This window comes from Afipia clevelandensis ATCC 49720 (genome assembly GCF_000336555.1).
GTDB classification, from domain to species: domain Bacteria; phylum Pseudomonadota; class Alphaproteobacteria; order Rhizobiales; family Xanthobacteraceae; genus Afipia; species Afipia clevelandensis.
Window position 1 is genome coordinate 596,373 of sequence record NZ_KB375281.1, and the last position, 15,299, is coordinate 611,671.

General features: G+C 62.4%; 14 protein-coding genes. 7 read left to right on the plus strand and 7 right to left on the minus strand.

Going from position 1 to position 15,299, the window contains the following annotated elements; all coding sequences use genetic code 11:
- Positions 1-2: 2 nt before the first annotated feature.
- Both HMPREF9696_RS02640 and HMPREF9696_RS02645 read left to right on the plus strand, forming a co-directional pair.
- Positions 3-2,510 (plus strand): circularly permuted type 2 ATP-grasp protein, encoded by a 2,508-nt coding sequence (locus HMPREF9696_RS02640; RefSeq protein ID WP_002711397.1) that lies wholly within the window; start codon positions 3-5, stop codon positions 2,508-2,510.
- Positions 2,507-3,385 carry a transglutaminase family protein gene (locus tag HMPREF9696_RS02645; protein WP_002711398.1) on the plus strand — a complete coding sequence of 293 codons (879 nt, stop codon included), beginning with the start codon at positions 2,507-2,509 and terminating at the stop codon, positions 3,383-3,385. Before HMPREF9696_RS02640 ends, HMPREF9696_RS02645 begins: the two co-directional genes overlap by 4 nt.
- A 9-nt stretch (positions 3,386-3,394) precedes the next feature.
- Here the strand turns inward: HMPREF9696_RS02645 and HMPREF9696_RS02650 are convergent, their stop codons facing one another.
- From HMPREF9696_RS02650 to HMPREF9696_RS02665, 4 genes are all read right to left on the minus strand, one after another.
- Positions 3,395-3,946 (minus strand): DUF4189 domain-containing protein, encoded by a 552-nt coding sequence (locus HMPREF9696_RS02650; protein WP_245259192.1) that lies wholly within the window; start codon positions 3,944-3,946, stop codon positions 3,395-3,397.
- Between the two features lie 154 nt (positions 3,947-4,100).
- The gene (locus HMPREF9696_RS02655) at positions 4,101-4,337 is read right to left on the minus strand and encodes a DUF6496 domain-containing protein (protein ID WP_002711400.1); all 237 of its coding nucleotides are present in this window, start codon (positions 4,335-4,337) and stop codon (positions 4,101-4,103) included.
- A gap of 93 nt (positions 4,338-4,430) precedes the next feature.
- The gene (locus HMPREF9696_RS02660) at positions 4,431-5,294 is read right to left on the minus strand and encodes a class I SAM-dependent methyltransferase (protein ID WP_002711401.1); all 864 of its coding nucleotides are present in this window, start codon (positions 5,292-5,294) and stop codon (positions 4,431-4,433) included.
- A gap of 115 nt (positions 5,295-5,409) precedes the next feature.
- Complete coding sequence (locus tag HMPREF9696_RS02665; protein ID WP_002711402.1) at positions 5,410-6,387, minus strand: zinc-dependent alcohol dehydrogenase family protein; 978 nt, start codon at positions 6,385-6,387, stop codon at positions 5,410-5,412.
- A 96-nt stretch (positions 6,388-6,483) separates the two neighbouring features.
- Between HMPREF9696_RS02665 and HMPREF9696_RS02670 the strand changes: the two genes are divergently transcribed.
- Positions 6,484-7,002 (plus strand): winged helix-turn-helix transcriptional regulator, encoded by a 519-nt coding sequence (locus HMPREF9696_RS02670; RefSeq protein WP_245259193.1) that lies wholly within the window; start codon positions 6,484-6,486, stop codon positions 7,000-7,002.
- A 17-nt stretch (positions 7,003-7,019) separates the two neighbouring features.
- Here HMPREF9696_RS02670 and fabF read toward each other — a convergent pair whose 3' ends face one another.
- From fabF to HMPREF9696_RS02685, 3 genes are all read right to left on the minus strand, one after another.
- Complete coding sequence (gene fabF, locus HMPREF9696_RS02675; RefSeq protein WP_081602431.1) at positions 7,020-8,282, minus strand: beta-ketoacyl-ACP synthase II; 1,263 nt, start codon at positions 8,280-8,282, stop codon at positions 7,020-7,022.
- 134 nt (positions 8,283-8,416) lie between these two features.
- Positions 8,417-9,610: an acetyl-CoA C-acyltransferase gene (locus tag HMPREF9696_RS02680; protein WP_002711405.1), complete on the minus strand. Its 1,194-nt coding sequence runs from the start codon at positions 9,608-9,610 to the stop codon at positions 8,417-8,419.
- A 193-nt stretch (positions 9,611-9,803) separates the two neighbouring features.
- A complete protein-coding gene (locus HMPREF9696_RS02685) occupies positions 9,804-10,574 on the minus strand; it encodes an enoyl-CoA hydratase (RefSeq protein WP_002711406.1) in 771 nt (256 codons plus the stop codon).
- Between the two features lie 164 nt (positions 10,575-10,738).
- Between HMPREF9696_RS02685 and HMPREF9696_RS02690 the strand changes: the two genes are divergently transcribed.
- The 4 genes from HMPREF9696_RS02690 to HMPREF9696_RS02705 all read left to right on the plus strand — a co-directional run bounded on the left by HMPREF9696_RS02690 (position 10,739) and on the right by HMPREF9696_RS02705 (position 15,293).
- Positions 10,739-11,374: a TetR/AcrR family transcriptional regulator gene (locus HMPREF9696_RS02690; protein ID WP_002711407.1), complete on the plus strand. Its 636-nt coding sequence runs from the start codon at positions 10,739-10,741 to the stop codon at positions 11,372-11,374.
- 113 nt (positions 11,375-11,487) lie between these two features.
- Positions 11,488-12,984: a CoA-acylating methylmalonate-semialdehyde dehydrogenase gene (locus tag HMPREF9696_RS02695; protein WP_002711408.1), complete on the plus strand. Its 1,497-nt coding sequence runs from the start codon at positions 11,488-11,490 to the stop codon at positions 12,982-12,984.
- A 78-nt stretch (positions 12,985-13,062) separates the two neighbouring features.
- Positions 13,063-14,208 carry an isobutyryl-CoA dehydrogenase gene (locus HMPREF9696_RS02700; protein WP_002711409.1) on the plus strand — a complete coding sequence of 382 codons (1,146 nt, stop codon included), beginning with the start codon at positions 13,063-13,065 and terminating at the stop codon, positions 14,206-14,208.
- A complete protein-coding gene (locus HMPREF9696_RS02705; protein ID WP_002711410.1) occupies positions 14,205-15,293 on the plus strand; it encodes an enoyl-CoA hydratase/isomerase family protein in 1,089 nt (362 codons plus the stop codon). The genes HMPREF9696_RS02700 and HMPREF9696_RS02705 overlap by 4 nt, the downstream gene beginning before the upstream one ends.
- The last annotated feature ends 6 nt before the right edge of the window (positions 15,294-15,299 follow it).

The window sequence follows — 15,299 nt, forward strand, 5'->3', positions numbered from 1 at the left end:
GGATGGCGGAGACGAGTAACAGGGCGAACGAGTCGCGGCGGGCCCAACAGGACCTTCTCGACTGCACGCGCGGCTATAAGCCGTTGCCCGGCATCCCCGATGAATTTCTCGACGCCAGCGGCCAGCCGCGCGAGGTCTGGGCCCGGTTCTTCGAGGCATTCTCGGCACTGGCGCCGGGGGAGATTGAGCGCCGTTTCGCGTCCGCCGATCAGCACATGCGCGAGGCCGGTGTCACCTACCGGACGCCGGGCGATGCAGCAGAACGGATGTGGCCGCTCAGTCATCTGCCGCTCCTGATCGGAGAGGCGGAATGGAAGCAGATTTCCGACGGCGTCGCGCAGCGCGCGGAGTTGTTCGAGCTGATCCTGCGCGATCTGTACGGCGAAGGCCGCCTCATCGCCGATGGTGCGCTTCCCGCCGCCGCCATCGCGGGCAGTAACGAGTATCTGCGATCCGTCCGCGGCGTGCCGCCTCCCGGCGGTCAGTATCTCAATCTCTATGCCGCCGATATCGGCCGCGGTCCTGATGGGCGCTGGTGGGTCTTGTCGGACCGCACGCAGGCACCATCCGGCGCGGGATATGCGCTCGAAAACCGGCTGGTCCTGTCGCGCGCGCTGACCAATCTCTACACATCCATGAATGTCGAGCGTGTCGCGCCGTTCTTCGAGGCCTTCCGCGACAGCCTGCGTGGCATCGCCGACCGCGATGAGCCGCGGATCGGCCTGCTCACGCCGGGTGGTGCAAGCGATACCTATTTTGAGCATGCAACACTCGCGCGTTATCTGGGCTTTCTGCTGGTGGAGGGCGACGATCTCGCGGTGAGTGAAGATCGGCTTCACGTCCGCACCGTTGCCGGCCTGAAGCGGCTCGATGTGTTGCTAAGGCGGGTGGACTCCAACTCGCTCGATCCGCTCGAACTCGATGCGCGCTCGATGCTGGGTGTGCCGGGCCTGATCGACGTGATCAGAAAAGGCGGCGTTGCGGTCGCCAACATGCCGGGGTCCGGCGTGATGGAGGCGCGCACGCTGCTTGGGTTCTTGCCGAGTCTCAGCCGGCGGTTCTTCGGTGAAGACCTGAAGATGCCGCACATCGCGACCTGGTGGTGCGGGCAAAAATCCGCGCGGGAGGAAGTGCTGGCGCGCCTCGACGACATGGCGATCGAAGGCGCCTATGGCCAGTCCGTTCCCGGTTTCCCGGGACGGGGTCCGGTGCTGGGCGGCTCGCTGTCGAAAGATCAGCGCGCGCAACTGGTGGACGCCATCGGCAAGCGCGGCATCGACTATGTCGGGCAGGAGCTTGTGCGGCTCTCGACCACGCCGGTTTGGGACAACGGCCATATTTCCCCGCGTCCATTCGTGCTCCGTGTCTTCGCGGCGGCCACGCCCAATGGCTGGACCGTTCTGCCGGGCGGCTTCTGCCGGATCGCCGATCAACCGGACGCCCGCGCCGTTTCGATGGGAGAGGGCACCCGCGCCGCCGACGTCTGGGTGGTTTCGGAAAAGGAAGTTGCGACCTCGACACTGTTGCCGCCGACAGACTCGGTCCGCATCAAGCGCATTGCAGGCTGGGTGCCGAGCCGCGCAGCGGACAATCTGTTCTGGCTCGGCCGTTATCTCGAACGGGCGGAAGCGACGTTGCGGCTGGTGCGCGCGCTGGGCGGCGCCCTGCGTGAGCCGGGCAAGGGCCCATCGCCGATGCAGCCGGTGATCGAGCGGATTCAGCGGTTGCTCGTCGCGTGGGGCGCGACGACACCTTCGGCGCGCGCCAAGCTCGCGACAACCGCCACCCAATCATTGCAGGCGCAGGACAAGTTTGGCTCCGCATTGTCGCTGGTGCGTTCGGCACAACGCACGGCCAGAACCCTCCGTGAGCGGCTTTCGCCCGATGCGTGGCATGTCATCACCGGCATCGAAGAGCGCCTGTCGCAAAAGGCCGACGACGACGAAGCGGTGCTGGAAGCGATCGAATGGACCCTGCAGTCGCTGGCCACTTTTGCCGGCCTCGCGCAGGAGAACATGAACCGGGCCGCGGGCTGGCGCTTCCTGGAAATAGGCCGCCGCGTCGAGCGCGCGATCAATACGGTGCGTTTCGCGCGTCAGTTTGCCTATGACGGTGCGACCAGCGAGGATCTCGATCTGCTGCTCACACTGGTCGATTGCCAGATCACATATCGGTCGCGTTATCTGGTCGGGCCGTTGCTGGCGCCGGTCCGCGATCTGGTCGTGCTCGATACCTACAATCCGCGTTCCGTGGCGTTCCAGATCGCGGCTCTCAACGAGCATATCGCGAGCCTGCCGAGCATGCGCGAAGGAGGGTTGATTGATCCGCCGCATCGCCAGGCGGTGACGCTTCAGGCCAGCATGACGGCGGGCGAGGCGGAGGCCTTCGATACGAAAGCGCTGTTTGCGCTCGAGCAGAACCTGCTCAATCTCGCCGATGCGATCGGATCCCATTACTTCCCCCACGGCAGCAGCGCGTTGCGGCCGGAGAAGCTGACGGGGTTCGCGTGATCTACGACATCCGTCATGTCACGACATATTCCTATGAAAGCCCGGTCAGTTTCGCGCGGTGTTCGCTCCGGCTCGAGCCGAAGACCGGTGATGGCCAGCAGCTCATCTCCCACAAGGTCGACATCAAGCCGGTTCCGGCTGAACGCACCGTGAGAACGGATTTCTTCGGCATCAAAATCGAGAGCATCGTGATTGATGCCGCTCATCGCGCGTTGCGGATTGATGCACGGTCGCGCGTGGATGTGGCGCGCACGGTGCCGCCACGCGACATGGCATCCCCGCCGTGGGAGCAGGTGCGTGAAGCGGCGTTCACCTCGAACAGTCTTTCTGCGGATTTTCCGGTGGGATATCTGTTTGCAAGCCCGCTGATACCGATCCAGCCGCCGATCACGGACTATGCGGGCGAGAGCTTTTCAGCAGGCAACGGGATTTTCGTGTCCGCAGTCGGCCTGATGCAGCGGATCAAGCGCGATTTTGTCTACGATTCCCGGGCCACCGAAATATCGACGCCGCTGAACGAGGTCTTCGGAAAGCGGCGCGGGGTGTGTCAGGATTTCGCGCATATCATGATCGCGGGTCTGCGTGGCCTCGGATTGCCTGCCGCCTATGTCAGCGGCTATCTGCGGACCATTCCTCCGCCGGGCCGCCCGCGGCTTCAGGGCGCGGATGCAACTCATGCATGGGTCTCGGTCTGGTGCGGGAGCGAACTGGGCTGGCTGGGATTCGATCCAACCAACGATCTGGTGATCGGCAACGATCATGTCGTTCTCGCCACCGGCCGCGATTATACCGATGTCTCGCCCGTCGATGGCGTGATCGTCGGTTCGCGCAAGCAAAAGCTCGCGGTGGCTGTGGATGTGATTCCCGTGGAGTAGGCCGCTCGATCAGCCCCTGTGGCTGCCGTCCGCGCAAAACGAAGCGCGGATGTTGCAGTTCGCGGGACTCCGGCTTTCCCTGCGGCAGCGCGCCGTGGCCGCTTCGATGGCCTGGCCCAGGGTCGCACCTTCAGCGGTATAGGCTCCCCAATACCGCGTGCGGCGGATGCGTGCTGTGTAAAAGGCCATCGCGCCACACTGGGTTGTGGAGGAGATCTTGCAGCCGCGTCCGCCGTTGTTGACGCAGAGGGTGAGGGCGCGCGCCTCGGCTTCGTCGCGGCTTGTTTTCTGCCAGACGGCGCCCCATGCGCCGCGTGCTGCAAAACCGATGGCGGCCCATTGCTCAGATGGTGACGCGGGAGTCCTGGGCTTGAGCGATTCGAGGCGAATTTTTGCGAGCGGCGCGAAGGTCCCGTTGGGATATTTGTCGAGATAGGCCACGATCTCGGCGGGATTGCGCGAGTCTTTCACCGAATTCCAGAAGGTAATTTCCGCGCTGGTATCTGTCTGCGCGGCACCGGACGTGGTGTGCGCGAACAACGCCACCGCAAGCGCCAGCACACAACAGACCTTGCGTCGCATCTCCAGCCCCGTTTCGATTTCGGCGCAGACTAAAAGCCGATTTCTGCCTTGTCGAGCGGGCGAAGTCGCGTTCCTGCGGATAACCCTTTCGCATTATTCGTTTTTATCGGGGTGTGTCGAAATCGACCGCCTGTCAGGATTTGGATCGCTTCGACGTCTTTGCCTTCTCTGTCTTGCGGGTCTTCTTCGCCGACTTTTTGGCGGGCACTTTCTTGCCTTCCTTCCGCGCCTCGGAAAGACCGATTGCGATGGCCTGCTTGCGGCTCTTCACAGTCTTGCCTGAACGGCCGCTCTTCAGTGTGCCCTTCTTTCGCTTGTGCATTGCACGCTTGACCTTCTTCGCCGTCGCCTTGGAGTATTTCCTCGCCATGGTTGTCTCCGCAATTGATGATGCCGCCGGATAATCGCCCGAAATGGCGATAGGTTCCGATTTTGCGAAGGCGCAGGGAGGTTGCGGCGAGGCTCAGGCGCCGTTACGCGCAGTCACGATCCAGATTGATCCATCCAGCGGGACGGCGTCGCCTGTCTGCCGAGCAGCGAGCGCCGTCCGGATGGATTGCGTCGCGGCCGCAATCTTTTCTGCGGGCTGATTTTCCAGCGCTCGACTGGCCGGACCGATGGCAAGCACGGTCTCGATCGCCGCTTCAAGGCCGCGGCCGGTGGCGATGTCGAGGGACAGATCGACCCGTTCCAATCCAACATTGACGAAGCCTGCTTCGCCGAGGATACGGTGGACACGCTCCTCATTCGCAAAGGAGAAGGGGCCGGGGTCATCCGGCTTCATTTCCGGAAGTTTCGGCACATGCTTGTAGGCTTCCTGCAAGGCCAGCATCATCCAGGGATTGTCACGCGGTGTCCGCCAGCAGGCGAAGACGAGACGACCGTCTGGCCGCAAAGCCTTGCGCATGTTGGCAAAGGACTCCGACGGCTCCGCGAAGAACATCACCCCAAAGCGGGAGAACAGGAGGTCTGCGCTGGCGGGTGAAAACGGGTAGACCGTCGCATCCGCGAGGACGAAATCGACGGGCGCACCGGCGGGCGCGAGTTCGCGCGCCCGGCCCAGCATCGGCTCGGAAATGTCTACACCGGTCACGCGCCCGGCGGAGCCAACCTGGCGCAACAAGTCGAAAGAGGTGGCGCCACAACCGCAGCCAATGTCGATCACGGCCTGTCCCGATTTGACCGCTGCACGATTGATCAGCACCTCGGAGACAGGAGAGAGGACAATATCCTGAAGTTGCTGCCGCTCCGTCCAGTGCTTGCCGCCCGGGCCATTCCAGTAAGCGATCTGATCGGCATTGCGGTCGTCGGTAGCGGGATGGGTCATGGGGCACTCCGGTGATGCCAGTTGTTGTAGGACAGCGCGGCTTCTCTGAACAGGGAAGCCTGCCATGCATCACCGAGACCGGCGTACCTTTGCTCCGGGAGCCTTGCCCTTCTTGTCAGCCGCCCTTGAACAGGATCTTGCCGGTCCCCTTGGCTGCGTGGGAAATTGCTGCTGCCGACTGGTCGAGCGAATAGGTTGCCTCCACCGGTGTGAAAATCGTTCCATCCGCAATCCAAGCCGCCATTTGTTTTTGAACCTCGGCAATGCGTTCAGGCGAATTCCTGTTGAACCAGTTCAACAGCCAGAATCCCTTAAGGGTCAGATCGCGGAAAATGTTCGGAGCGGTGAAGAAGGGACCGGGACCGCCACTCATCACACCATAGGCGACCAGCGTGCCGCCGTTGGCGAGGCAATCGTTCAATGCCATCAAGCCGGGACCGCCAACACTGTCGAGCGCGAGCATGATTTTGGCCTTGCCGGTGGCTTCCGCGACGCGCTTGGCCAGATCGGGACCTTCGACCAGCACCACATCCGCGCCGAGATTCTTGAGTTCGCCGATGAGTTCGGGGCGGCGCACCACGCTGACCGTTTGAATGCCCAGCTTCCCTGCGATTGCAATCACCGCTCGCCCGACGGCTGAGTTTCCGGCGCTCTGGATCACCCAGTCGCCTTTCTTGAGGGCGACGTACTCCGTCAGCATCAGATAGGCCGTCGGCGGGTTCACCATCAGCATCGAAAGCTGTTGCGGGTCCGCGCTTGCAGGCAGGGCGAAGAGGCCGTCCGCTTTGACCTTGCTCCGCGTCATCCAGGTCGAAGACCCGCGCGGAAACAGCACGCGGTCGCCTTCCTTGAGGCCGGCTATGCCCGAACCGGCCTTGGTTACGCGCGCAACGCCTTCAGAGCCGACCGGCGCAGGCAGTTTAGGCTTCACGCCGTAAAGGCCGCGCATCAGCACGAGGTCGGACGGGTTGATCGGCGAGAACTCCATGTCGATGACCACTTCGCCGGCACCTGGAGCGCCGGGATCGGGAAGGGCAACTGTCTCGACCACGTCCCATGGCTTGCCGAATGCATTGATCTGAACGCTGTGCATGCTGCTCTCCCGTAATTGCCGCTTTGCGGGCACGAATGAAATGTTATTGTTAGTCCGATATTGCAACTAGTCTTAATTAGCAACGAAGTGGAGAAAATGACTGCCATGCGCGCGCCATCTTATGCCGGCCTGAACTGCTCGATTGCGCGTGCGCTGGCGGTGCTGGGCGATTCATGGGCACTTCTCGTTCTGCGGGATGCCTTGGGAGGTGTGCGCTCGTTCGAGGGCTTCATGCGCAGTCTCGGCATCGCGCGAAACACACTGACAGACCGGTTGCGGCATCTCGTTGAGGAAGGAATGCTGACGCAAGTCGATGTCGGCAAGCGCGGAACGCGATTTGAGTACGTTCCGACGCAAAAGGCAAAAGAGTTTCAGGTCCCGCTGATGGCGATCATGCAATGGGGAGACCGATGGGTCTCGGGACCCGGCAACGAACCGGCTGTTGCATTTGACCGCAAAAGCGATCTGGCAATTGCGCCGATCACCATGCGGAGCAGTTCAGGCCGGGCGGTGTCGCCGGACGAACTGATGTATAAGCCGGGACGCGGGGCGTCGAAGACGACGCGCGACTATCTGCTTGCAAAGAACAAGCGGGCTTCCGCGGGTGAGACTTGATTTTCTGTTTCGCGCCTTTACCAGGCGCGGAACAGAACGCTTGCATTGACGCCGCCGAACCCGAAGCCATTCGACATCACGTGCTCGATCGCCATCGGGCGTGCCGCACCGCGCACGAGATCAACGCCCTCGGCAGCCGCGTCCGGATGATCGAGATTGAGGGTTGCGGGGGCAATCTGGTCGCGCAGCGCCAGCACGGAGAAGATCGCTTCCAGCCCGCCCGCAGCACCAAGCAGATGCCCGGTGGCCGACTTGGTTGAACTGACGGCCACCTTGCCCTCAGTGCCGAACACGGCCTTGATCGCCGCAAGCTCGCCGTTGTCGCCCACAGGCGTCGATGTCGCGTGCGCATTGAGATGCTGGACTTCAAGCGGAGAAATTCCGGCCTGACGCAAGGCAATCTCGATGGCGCGGCGTGCGCCGTCGCCGTCTTCAGGACCAGCCGTCATATGATAGGCGTCGGATGTCGTGCCGTAGCCGACGAGTTCAGCGATCGGGGCCGCGCCGCGGCTGAGGGCGTGATCGAGCGTCTCGATCACGACAATGCCTGCGCCTTCGCCCATCACGAATCCATCGCGGTCGCGGTCAAACGGGCGCGAGGCGCGCTGCGGCTCGTCATTGAAGTTGGTCGAAAGCGCGCGCGCGGCAGCAAAGCCACCGAGGCTGACCCGGTCGATACAGGCTTCGGCCCCGCCGGCGATGGCAATATCCGCTTCTCCCGCGAGGAGCAGGCGAGCGGCATCGCCGATAGCCTGCACACCCGCCGCACATGCCGTCACCGGTGCGCCAAGCGGTCCCTTGAAGCCGTGGCGAATCGCGACCTGTCCGGCTGCAAGGTTCACCAGAAATGCAGGTACGGTGAACGGTGACAGACGCCGCACACCACGCTCATCGGCGGTGCGGACCGCATCGACGATGGCGGGGAAGCCGCCGACACCGGAGCCGATGATGGTGGCGGTGCGCTCGCGCGCCCGCGCATCCTGCGGCGTCCATCCGGCCTGCGTAATTGCTTCGTCAGCCGCCATCATGGCGAACTGAATGAAGCGGTCCATTTTCTTCTGATCTTTCTTCGGGACGGCCCGATCCGGATCGAAACCGAACTCTGGATCTTCCACCGTATCAGGCACCATGCCGCAGGCCTTGACCGGCAGGTCGGCCGCGACATTGTCCGACAGCGCACGAATCCCCGACTGCCCGGCGATCAGCCGCGACCAGTTGGCCTCGACGCCGCTGCCGAGTGGCGAGACGGCTCCCATTCCGGTGACGACAATGCGTCGTATGGCGCTGCTTCGTTTCACGGTGTCACCACAAGGTTGCACAGGGAGTCATGCAGCCCGGCTTCCGGGATGCGGCTTTGCGTCACCGGCGGATTATCCGCCGGTGCATTGCAAGTTGGCGCCTAAGCGTGAACCGGTCAGTTCAGCTTGCGCTCGATGGCGATCGCGGTTGCTTCTCCGCCGCCGATGCACAGCGAGGCGATGCCGCGCTGGACGTTGTTGTTTTCCATGGCATGCAGCAGCGTGACGATCAGCCGCGCGCCGGTTGCGCCGATGGGATGGCCGAGTGCGCAGGCGCCGCCATTGACATTGAGTTTGTCGCGCGGAATTCCCAGATCCTTGGCGGCGGCCATCGGGACAACAGCGAAGGCTTCGTTGATCTCGAACAGATCGACGTCGCTGACTTTCCAGCCCACCTTGTCGAGCAGTTTGCGGATCGCGGGAATCGGAGCGGTGGTGAACCAGTCCGGCGCTTGGCTGTGCGTCGAATGACCCTTGATCTCGGCGAGGATCGGCAGGCCTTCTTTCTCCGCGATCGAACGGCGGGTCAGTACCAGCGCCGCCGCGCCGTCGGCATTGGCGGAGGAGGCTGCCGGGGTGATGGTGCCGTTGGGACGGAACGCGGGCTTCAGATTCGGAATTTTCGCCGGATCAACCTTCAACGGGTGTTCATCATTCTCGACGACCCGCACGCCGGCCTTTTCCTTGACAGTGATTGGCGCGATTTCCTTCTTGAACGCACCGCTTTCGACCGCCTTGCGGGCGCGCGTCAGGGTTTCGACGGCGTAATCGTCCTGATCCTTGCGGCTGAACTGGTAGGCTTCCGCGGCGGCTTCGCCGAAATCGCCCATGGAGCGGCCGGTTTCATATGCGTCCTCCAGACCGTCCATCATCATGTGGTCGATGATGCGGTCGTGGCCGACGCGATAACCGCCGCGCGCCTTCTGAAGGAGGTACGGCGCGTTGGTCATGCTCTCCATGCCGCCCGACACAACGATGTTGGCCGAGCCTGCATTGATGAGGTCGTGGGCCAGCATGGTGGCTTTCATGCCCGAGCCGCACACCTTGTTGATGGTGGTGGCGCCGGTGGCGTCCGGCAGCTTCGCGCCGCGTGCGGCCTGACGGGCGGGGGCCTGACCCTGTCCCGCCGGAAGAACACACCCCATCAGAACTTCGTCGATCTGCTCGGGCGCCAGTTTAGCGCGTTCAAGCGCCGCGCCGATGGCATGAGAGCCGAGATTGTGTCCGCTGAAGGAGGACAGTTCACCCTGGAAGCGGCCGAGAGGCGTGCGAACCGCGGAAACAATGACGACAGGATCGGAGGTGGACATGCAATTGCTCTCCTGGCGCGCGCAGGGCGCCTCACCAATGTTAGATGACATGCATCATATGAACGGACGCGAAAAATGCAATCCGCGCCCGGACAAATAAAAGCACGAATCGAGTCCGGACAAGCCGCTGAATGTTTAAAACATTCTCTGGCATGCCAGAATTCGCATGAGTTATTTTCGTGCGACGGATGAGTTATTTTCGTCTGTCGAGAAACGCCTGCATATGCCGCTGCGGTTCGCCGGTCAGGAACGATTTTCCGAACACGCCGACGCTGAGGTTGACGGACTCCGTCAGCGGCAGTTCCTCCCATTCGCGCAACAGCGCCTTCTGGCTCCGCATCGCTTCGGGGCCGCACTCGGCAATCGCCGTTGCCGTTGCCGTGATCGCCTGATCGAGGTCGGCTTCGGCGACCACCTGATCGACCAGTCCCCAGTTGAGCGCGGTAGGTGCATCGACGGTCGCGGCGGTCAGGATCAGCCAGCGCGCGCGTCCCCAGCCGATCAAACGCGGCAACAGCGCGGCGTGAATCACGGAAGGGATACCGACCTTGACTTCCGGCATGGCGAACTTCGCTTCCTGCGAAGCAATGCGGATGTCGCAAGCCGCCGCGAATTCGAGTCCGCCGCCAAGGCACCACCCGCGCAACCGCGCGATCACCGGCGCCGGAAATTGCCGGACTGCTTCGCAGACGTCTCGCAATCCTGTGATGAACTTTTCAGCCGAGGCCTGATCGAGCTTTGCCATCTCCTTGATGTCCGCGCCACCGATCATGCTTTTCTCACCGGATCCCCTGATGATCAGCACGCGCAGGTCGCGCTCCTTGCCGAGCTGTTCCAGGCCTTCGCGGACGCCGTTGATCACGGCCGAATTCATGATGTTGAGGGGACCGGCGTTGGTGATGGTCAATTGTGCGATGCCGTTGTCGCCGCGCGTGACGTGGCAATAGTCGTTGATTGTTTGCATTTTTTGGTAAGCCTGACGGTTACGGGAGATTGCGAATGACTGCGATGGTGCGCGATCCGCCATCTGCCGTCAAATCCATGCATGGCTGCCATTATTGCGTGAAAATACGCATTATCGAGGCGGATTGTGCTATTATATGATCCAGGACATTTGATGAGGCCTCAATGCGCTATTCCAAGGATCACAAGGCTGAGACCCACGCGCGGATCGTGAAGAATGCCTCGATGCGCCTGCGTGAAGGGGGCGCGGCGAGTCTTGGGGTGGCCGAACTGATGAAGGAGGCGGGCCTCACCCATGGCGGGTTCTACGCGCATTTTCCATCGCGCGATGCACTGGTCAGTGAGGCTTTCGCTCACGCCATGCAGCAGACCACTGGACGCTGGCGCAAGCGTGCGGAGCAGGCACCGGATGGCAAACGCCTTGCCTCGATTGTGAACGGCTATCTGTCGGCCGAGCATCGTGACGACGCCGGCAACGGCTGCGCGCTGCCGTCGCTCGGCGTCGAGGCATCGCGGGCCAATCCGAAAATTCGCAAGGCATTTTCGAGCAAGCTGGAAGAAATGGTCGGGGTGATTGCCGAGCAGTTTCCCGATCTGTCCCCCAAGGCAGCACGTCGCGAAGCCATTGCCGTCGTCTCGACAATGATGGGCACGATGATCCTGGCCCGTACCGCAGGAACAGGCGAATTTTCGGACGAAATTCTCAGCGCCGGCCGCTATGCCGCGTTGCGGGGTGACGATGTTCCGAAATCACCGGTGAAGAAAACGAAGGCGAAAACCGAGCCAAAGGCAGAGGGCTGAATCCGGGAGGATGTCTTTGCACTGCACGCTACCGTGTTGTGCGCAGAACCCGGTTCCTTATCCCGACAGGCCAGTGCTAGAACCCTCCAAACATTCGCTTTTGGAGGATACGCATGCGTACAATCGGTCACTTTATCGGCGGCAAGGAAGTCAAGGGCACGTCGGGCCGCTTTGCGGACGTTTATGAGCCGATGACCGGCGAGGTGCAGGCCAAGGTCGCGCTGGCCTCCAAGGCGGAAGTCCGGGCAGCGGTCGAAAACGCCGCCGCCGCGCAGGTGGGGTGGGCTAATACCAATCCGCAGCGCCGCGCCCGCGTGATGATGAAATTCCTGGAACTGGTGCAGCGCGACTACGACAAACTGGCCGATCTTCTCGCCCGGGAACACGGCAAGACCGTTCCGGACGCCAAGGGCGATATCCAGCGTGGCCTTGAGGTTGTCGAATTCGCCTGCGGCGTCCCGCACCTGATGAAGGGCGAGTACACCGAAGCTGCAGGCCCTGGCATCGACATCTATTCGATGCGTCAGCCGCTCGGCGTTGTCGCCGGCATCACACCGTTCAACTTCCCGGCGATGATTCCGATGTGGAAGTTCGCGCCTGCCATCGCCTGCGGCAATGCGTTCGTTCTCAAGCCGTCCGAACGCGATCCGGGCGTGCCCATGGCGCTGGCCGCACTGATGATCGAAGCGGGGCTGCCCGAGGGTGTATTGAACGTTGTCAACGGCGACAAGGAAGCGGTGGACGCGATCCTTGACGATCCGGATATCAAGGCCGTCGGCTTTGTCGGCTCGTCACCGATCGCGCAGTACATCTACGAGCGCGCGGCGGCCAACAACAAGCGCGCCCAGTGCTTCGGCGGCGCAAAGAACCACGCCATCATCATGCCGGACGCCGACATGGACCAGACCGTCGATGCGCTGATCGGCGCGGGCTACGGTTCGGCAGGCGAGCGCTGCATGGCGATCTCCGTCGCCGTCCCCGTCGGCAAGACCACCGCGGATCGCCTGATGGAAAAGCTCATTCCGCGCGTCGAGAGCCTGAAGATCGGCCCGTCGACCGACCCGAGCGCTGACTTCGGGCCGCTGGTGACCCGGGCTGCGCTGGAGCGCGTGAAGGATTACGTCGAGGTCGGCGTCAAGGAAGGTGCGACGCTCGCCGTCGATGGCCGTGGCTTCAAGATGCAGGGCTACGAGAACGGCTTCTATATGGGCGGCTGTCTGTTCGACAATGTCACCAAGGACATGCGAATCTACAAGGAAGAGATCTTCGGCCCCGTGCTCTCGGTGGTGCGCGCCAAGGATTACAACGAGGCCCTCGCGCTGCCGTCCGATCATGACTATGGCAACGGCGTTGCGATCTTCACCCGCGACGGCGATGCCGCGCGCGATTTTGCCGCCAAGGTCAATGTCGGCATGGTCGGCGTCAACGTGCCGATCCCGGTTCCGATTGCCTACTACACGTTCGGCGGCTGGAAAAAGTCCGGCTTCGGCGATCTCAACCAGCATGGTCCGGATTCGATCCGCTTCTACACCAAGACCAAGACGGTCACGTCGCGCTGGCCGTCCGGCGTCAAGGACGGCGCCGAGTTCGTCATCCCCACGATGAACTGATAGAGAAGTGTGATTGCGGACGACCGCTCTTGGCGGTTGTCCGCCGGTATCAGCTTCCAACGCGAAATGGGGTGCGCCATGCAGTTCGCTCTGACCGAGGATCAAATCGCGGTTCGCGACATGGCGCGCGACTTCGCTGCCGAGAAAATCGCGCCTCATGCGTTGAAATGGGACGAGGAAAAGTTTTTCCCCGTCGATGTGATGCGCGAGGCGGCGGCACTCGGCATGGGCGGCATTTACATTCGTGACGATGTCGGCGGCTCGGCGCTGACGCGGTTCGACGCCGCGTTGATCTTCGAGGCGCTGGCGAGCGGATGCCCCACTGTTTCGTCGTTCATCTCGATCCATAACATGGCCTCGTGGATGATCGACGCCTACGGCTCCGACGCGCAGCGGCACAAGTGGCTGCCACGTCTTTGCACCATGGAGTTGATCGCAAGCTACGCGCTCACCGAGCCCGGCGCCGGCTCGGACGCAGCAGCGCTGTCGGCCCGCGCGGTGCTTGATGGCGATCATTATGTTCTCAACGGTCAGAAGCAGTTCATTTCCGGCGCGGGCACCAGTGATATTTACGTCGCGATGGTTCGCACCGGCGGCGAGGGCGCGGGCGGCGTGTCCACGCTGGTGATCGACCGCGATACGCCTGGCGTTTCGTTCGGCGCGAACGAGCGCAAGATGGGCTGGAATGCCCAGCCGACCCGCGCGGTGATTTTCGAGAATGCGCGCGTGCCTGTCGCCAATCGCCTTGGCGAGGAGGGGATCGGATTCAAGATTGCCATGGCGGGGCTTGACGGTGGACGCCTTAACATCGCTGCATGCTCGCTCGGCGGCGCGCAATCCGCGCTGGATAAGTCGCTCGCCTACATGCAGGAGCGCAAGGCGTTCGGAAAACGTCTCGACGAGTTCCAGGCGTTGCAGTTCCGTCTTGCCGATATGGCGACCGAACTGGAAGCCGCGCGCACATTTTTGTGGCGTGCGGCAGCAGCGCTGGACCGCAAGGACCCTGATGCGACCATGCTTTGCGCGATGGCCAAGCGATTCGGCACCGATGCAGGTTTCGAGATCGCCAATCAGGCGCTGCAACTGCATGGCGGCTACGGCTACCTCGCCGAATACGGCATCGAGAAAATTGTCCGGGATCTGCGCGTGCATCAAATTCTTGAAGGAACCAACGAAATCATGCGTCTCATTGTCTCGCGCAAACTGATCGAGAACGCCCGATGAGCGCGCATGCGGCGATGACGGAGATGCCGGAAAAGGACCTGATTGCCTGCCGCGAGGGTGCTGCCGGCATTCTCAGGTTGAACCGTCCGAAGGCGATCAATGCGCTGACGCTCGACATGGCGCGCGAGATCGTCGTAGCCCTCGATGAATTCGAATCCGATCCCGGCGTGTCGCTGGTTCTGCTGGAAGGCGCTGGCGAGCGCGGATTGTGTGCCGGTGGCGACATTCGCGGTCTCTATGAAAGCGCGAAAGCCGGCGGCGATCTCGGCCCGGTATTCTGGCGCGAAGAGTATATCCTGAACGCCCGCATTCCGGAATATCCGAAGCCTTATGTCGCCTACATGGACGGTCTGGTCATGGGGGGCGGCGTCGGATTGTCCGCGCACAGCGCACACCGGATCGTGACCGAAAAGACCAGAATGGCGATGCCGGAGGTAGGCCTTGGCTTCTTTCCGGATGTCGGAGGAACATGGTTGCTGTCCCGTGCGCCCGGGGAAATCGGAACGTACTTCGCCCTGACAGGCCAGAACATGAGCGGCGCCGACGCTGTCTATGCGGGCGCGGCAGACGTTCTCATCGACACGAAGAACTGGCCGGCGCTGCGCGATGCGCTGACCAATGCGCCGCTGAAGGCAACCTCTGCGGATGTCCGCGCGATCCTGGCAACCTATGCGGTTACCGAAAGTCAGGCGCCTGTCGCGGCTCATCGCGCGCAGATCGACAAGGCATTTGCCCATGACACGGTGGAAGCCATTGTCGCGGCGTTAGGGGAAGACGGCTCGGATTTCGCGCTCGCAACACTCAAGGCGCTGTCGGAGAAGTCGCCGACCGCACTCAAGGTGACGCTCGAACTTCTGCGCCGCGCCCGCAACTCGAAATCGCTCAAGGAGTGTCTTGTGCGCGAGTACAATTCGGCATTGGCCGTCTTCACCAGCGCGGAATTTGTCGAGGGCGTGCGCGCTGCCATTATCGACAAGGACCGCAATCCGAAATGGTCGCCGCCGCGGATCGAGGATGTCACGCCGGACATCGTCGAAAAGTATTTCGTGCCCAACGCGACATACACGTTGGTCTTCCCGAACTGATTTTTG

Coding starts and splice junctions, on each gene's coding strand:
- HMPREF9696_RS02695 (WP_002711408.1), top strand. CDS start 11,488: ATGCGTACAATCGGTCACTTTATCGGCGGCAAGGAAGTCAAGGGCACG.
- HMPREF9696_RS02680 (WP_002711405.1), bottom strand. CDS start 9,610: ATGTCCACCTCCGATCCTGTCGTCATTGTTTCCGCGGTTCGCACGCCT.
- HMPREF9696_RS02700 (WP_002711409.1), top strand. CDS start 13,063: ATGCAGTTCGCTCTGACCGAGGATCAAATCGCGGTTCGCGACATGGCG.
- HMPREF9696_RS02690 (WP_002711407.1), top strand. CDS start 10,739: ATGCGCTATTCCAAGGATCACAAGGCTGAGACCCACGCGCGGATCGTG.
- HMPREF9696_RS02665 (WP_002711402.1), bottom strand. CDS start 6,387: ATGCACAGCGTTCAGATCAATGCATTCGGCAAGCCATGGGACGTGGTC.
- HMPREF9696_RS02670 (WP_245259193.1), top strand. CDS start 6,484: ATGACTGCCATGCGCGCGCCATCTTATGCCGGCCTGAACTGCTCGATT.
- HMPREF9696_RS02660 (WP_002711401.1), bottom strand. CDS start 5,294: ATGACCCATCCCGCTACCGACGACCGCAATGCCGATCAGATCGCTTAC.
- HMPREF9696_RS02705 (WP_002711410.1), top strand. CDS start 14,205: ATGAGCGCGCATGCGGCGATGACGGAGATGCCGGAAAAGGACCTGATT.
- HMPREF9696_RS02655 (WP_002711400.1), bottom strand. CDS start 4,337: ATGGCGAGGAAATACTCCAAGGCGACGGCGAAGAAGGTCAAGCGTGCA.
- HMPREF9696_RS02685 (WP_002711406.1), bottom strand. CDS start 10,574: ATGCAAACAATCAACGACTATTGCCACGTCACGCGCGGCGACAACGGC.
- HMPREF9696_RS02640 (WP_002711397.1), top strand. CDS start 3: ATGGCGGAGACGAGTAACAGGGCGAACGAGTCGCGGCGGGCCCAACAG.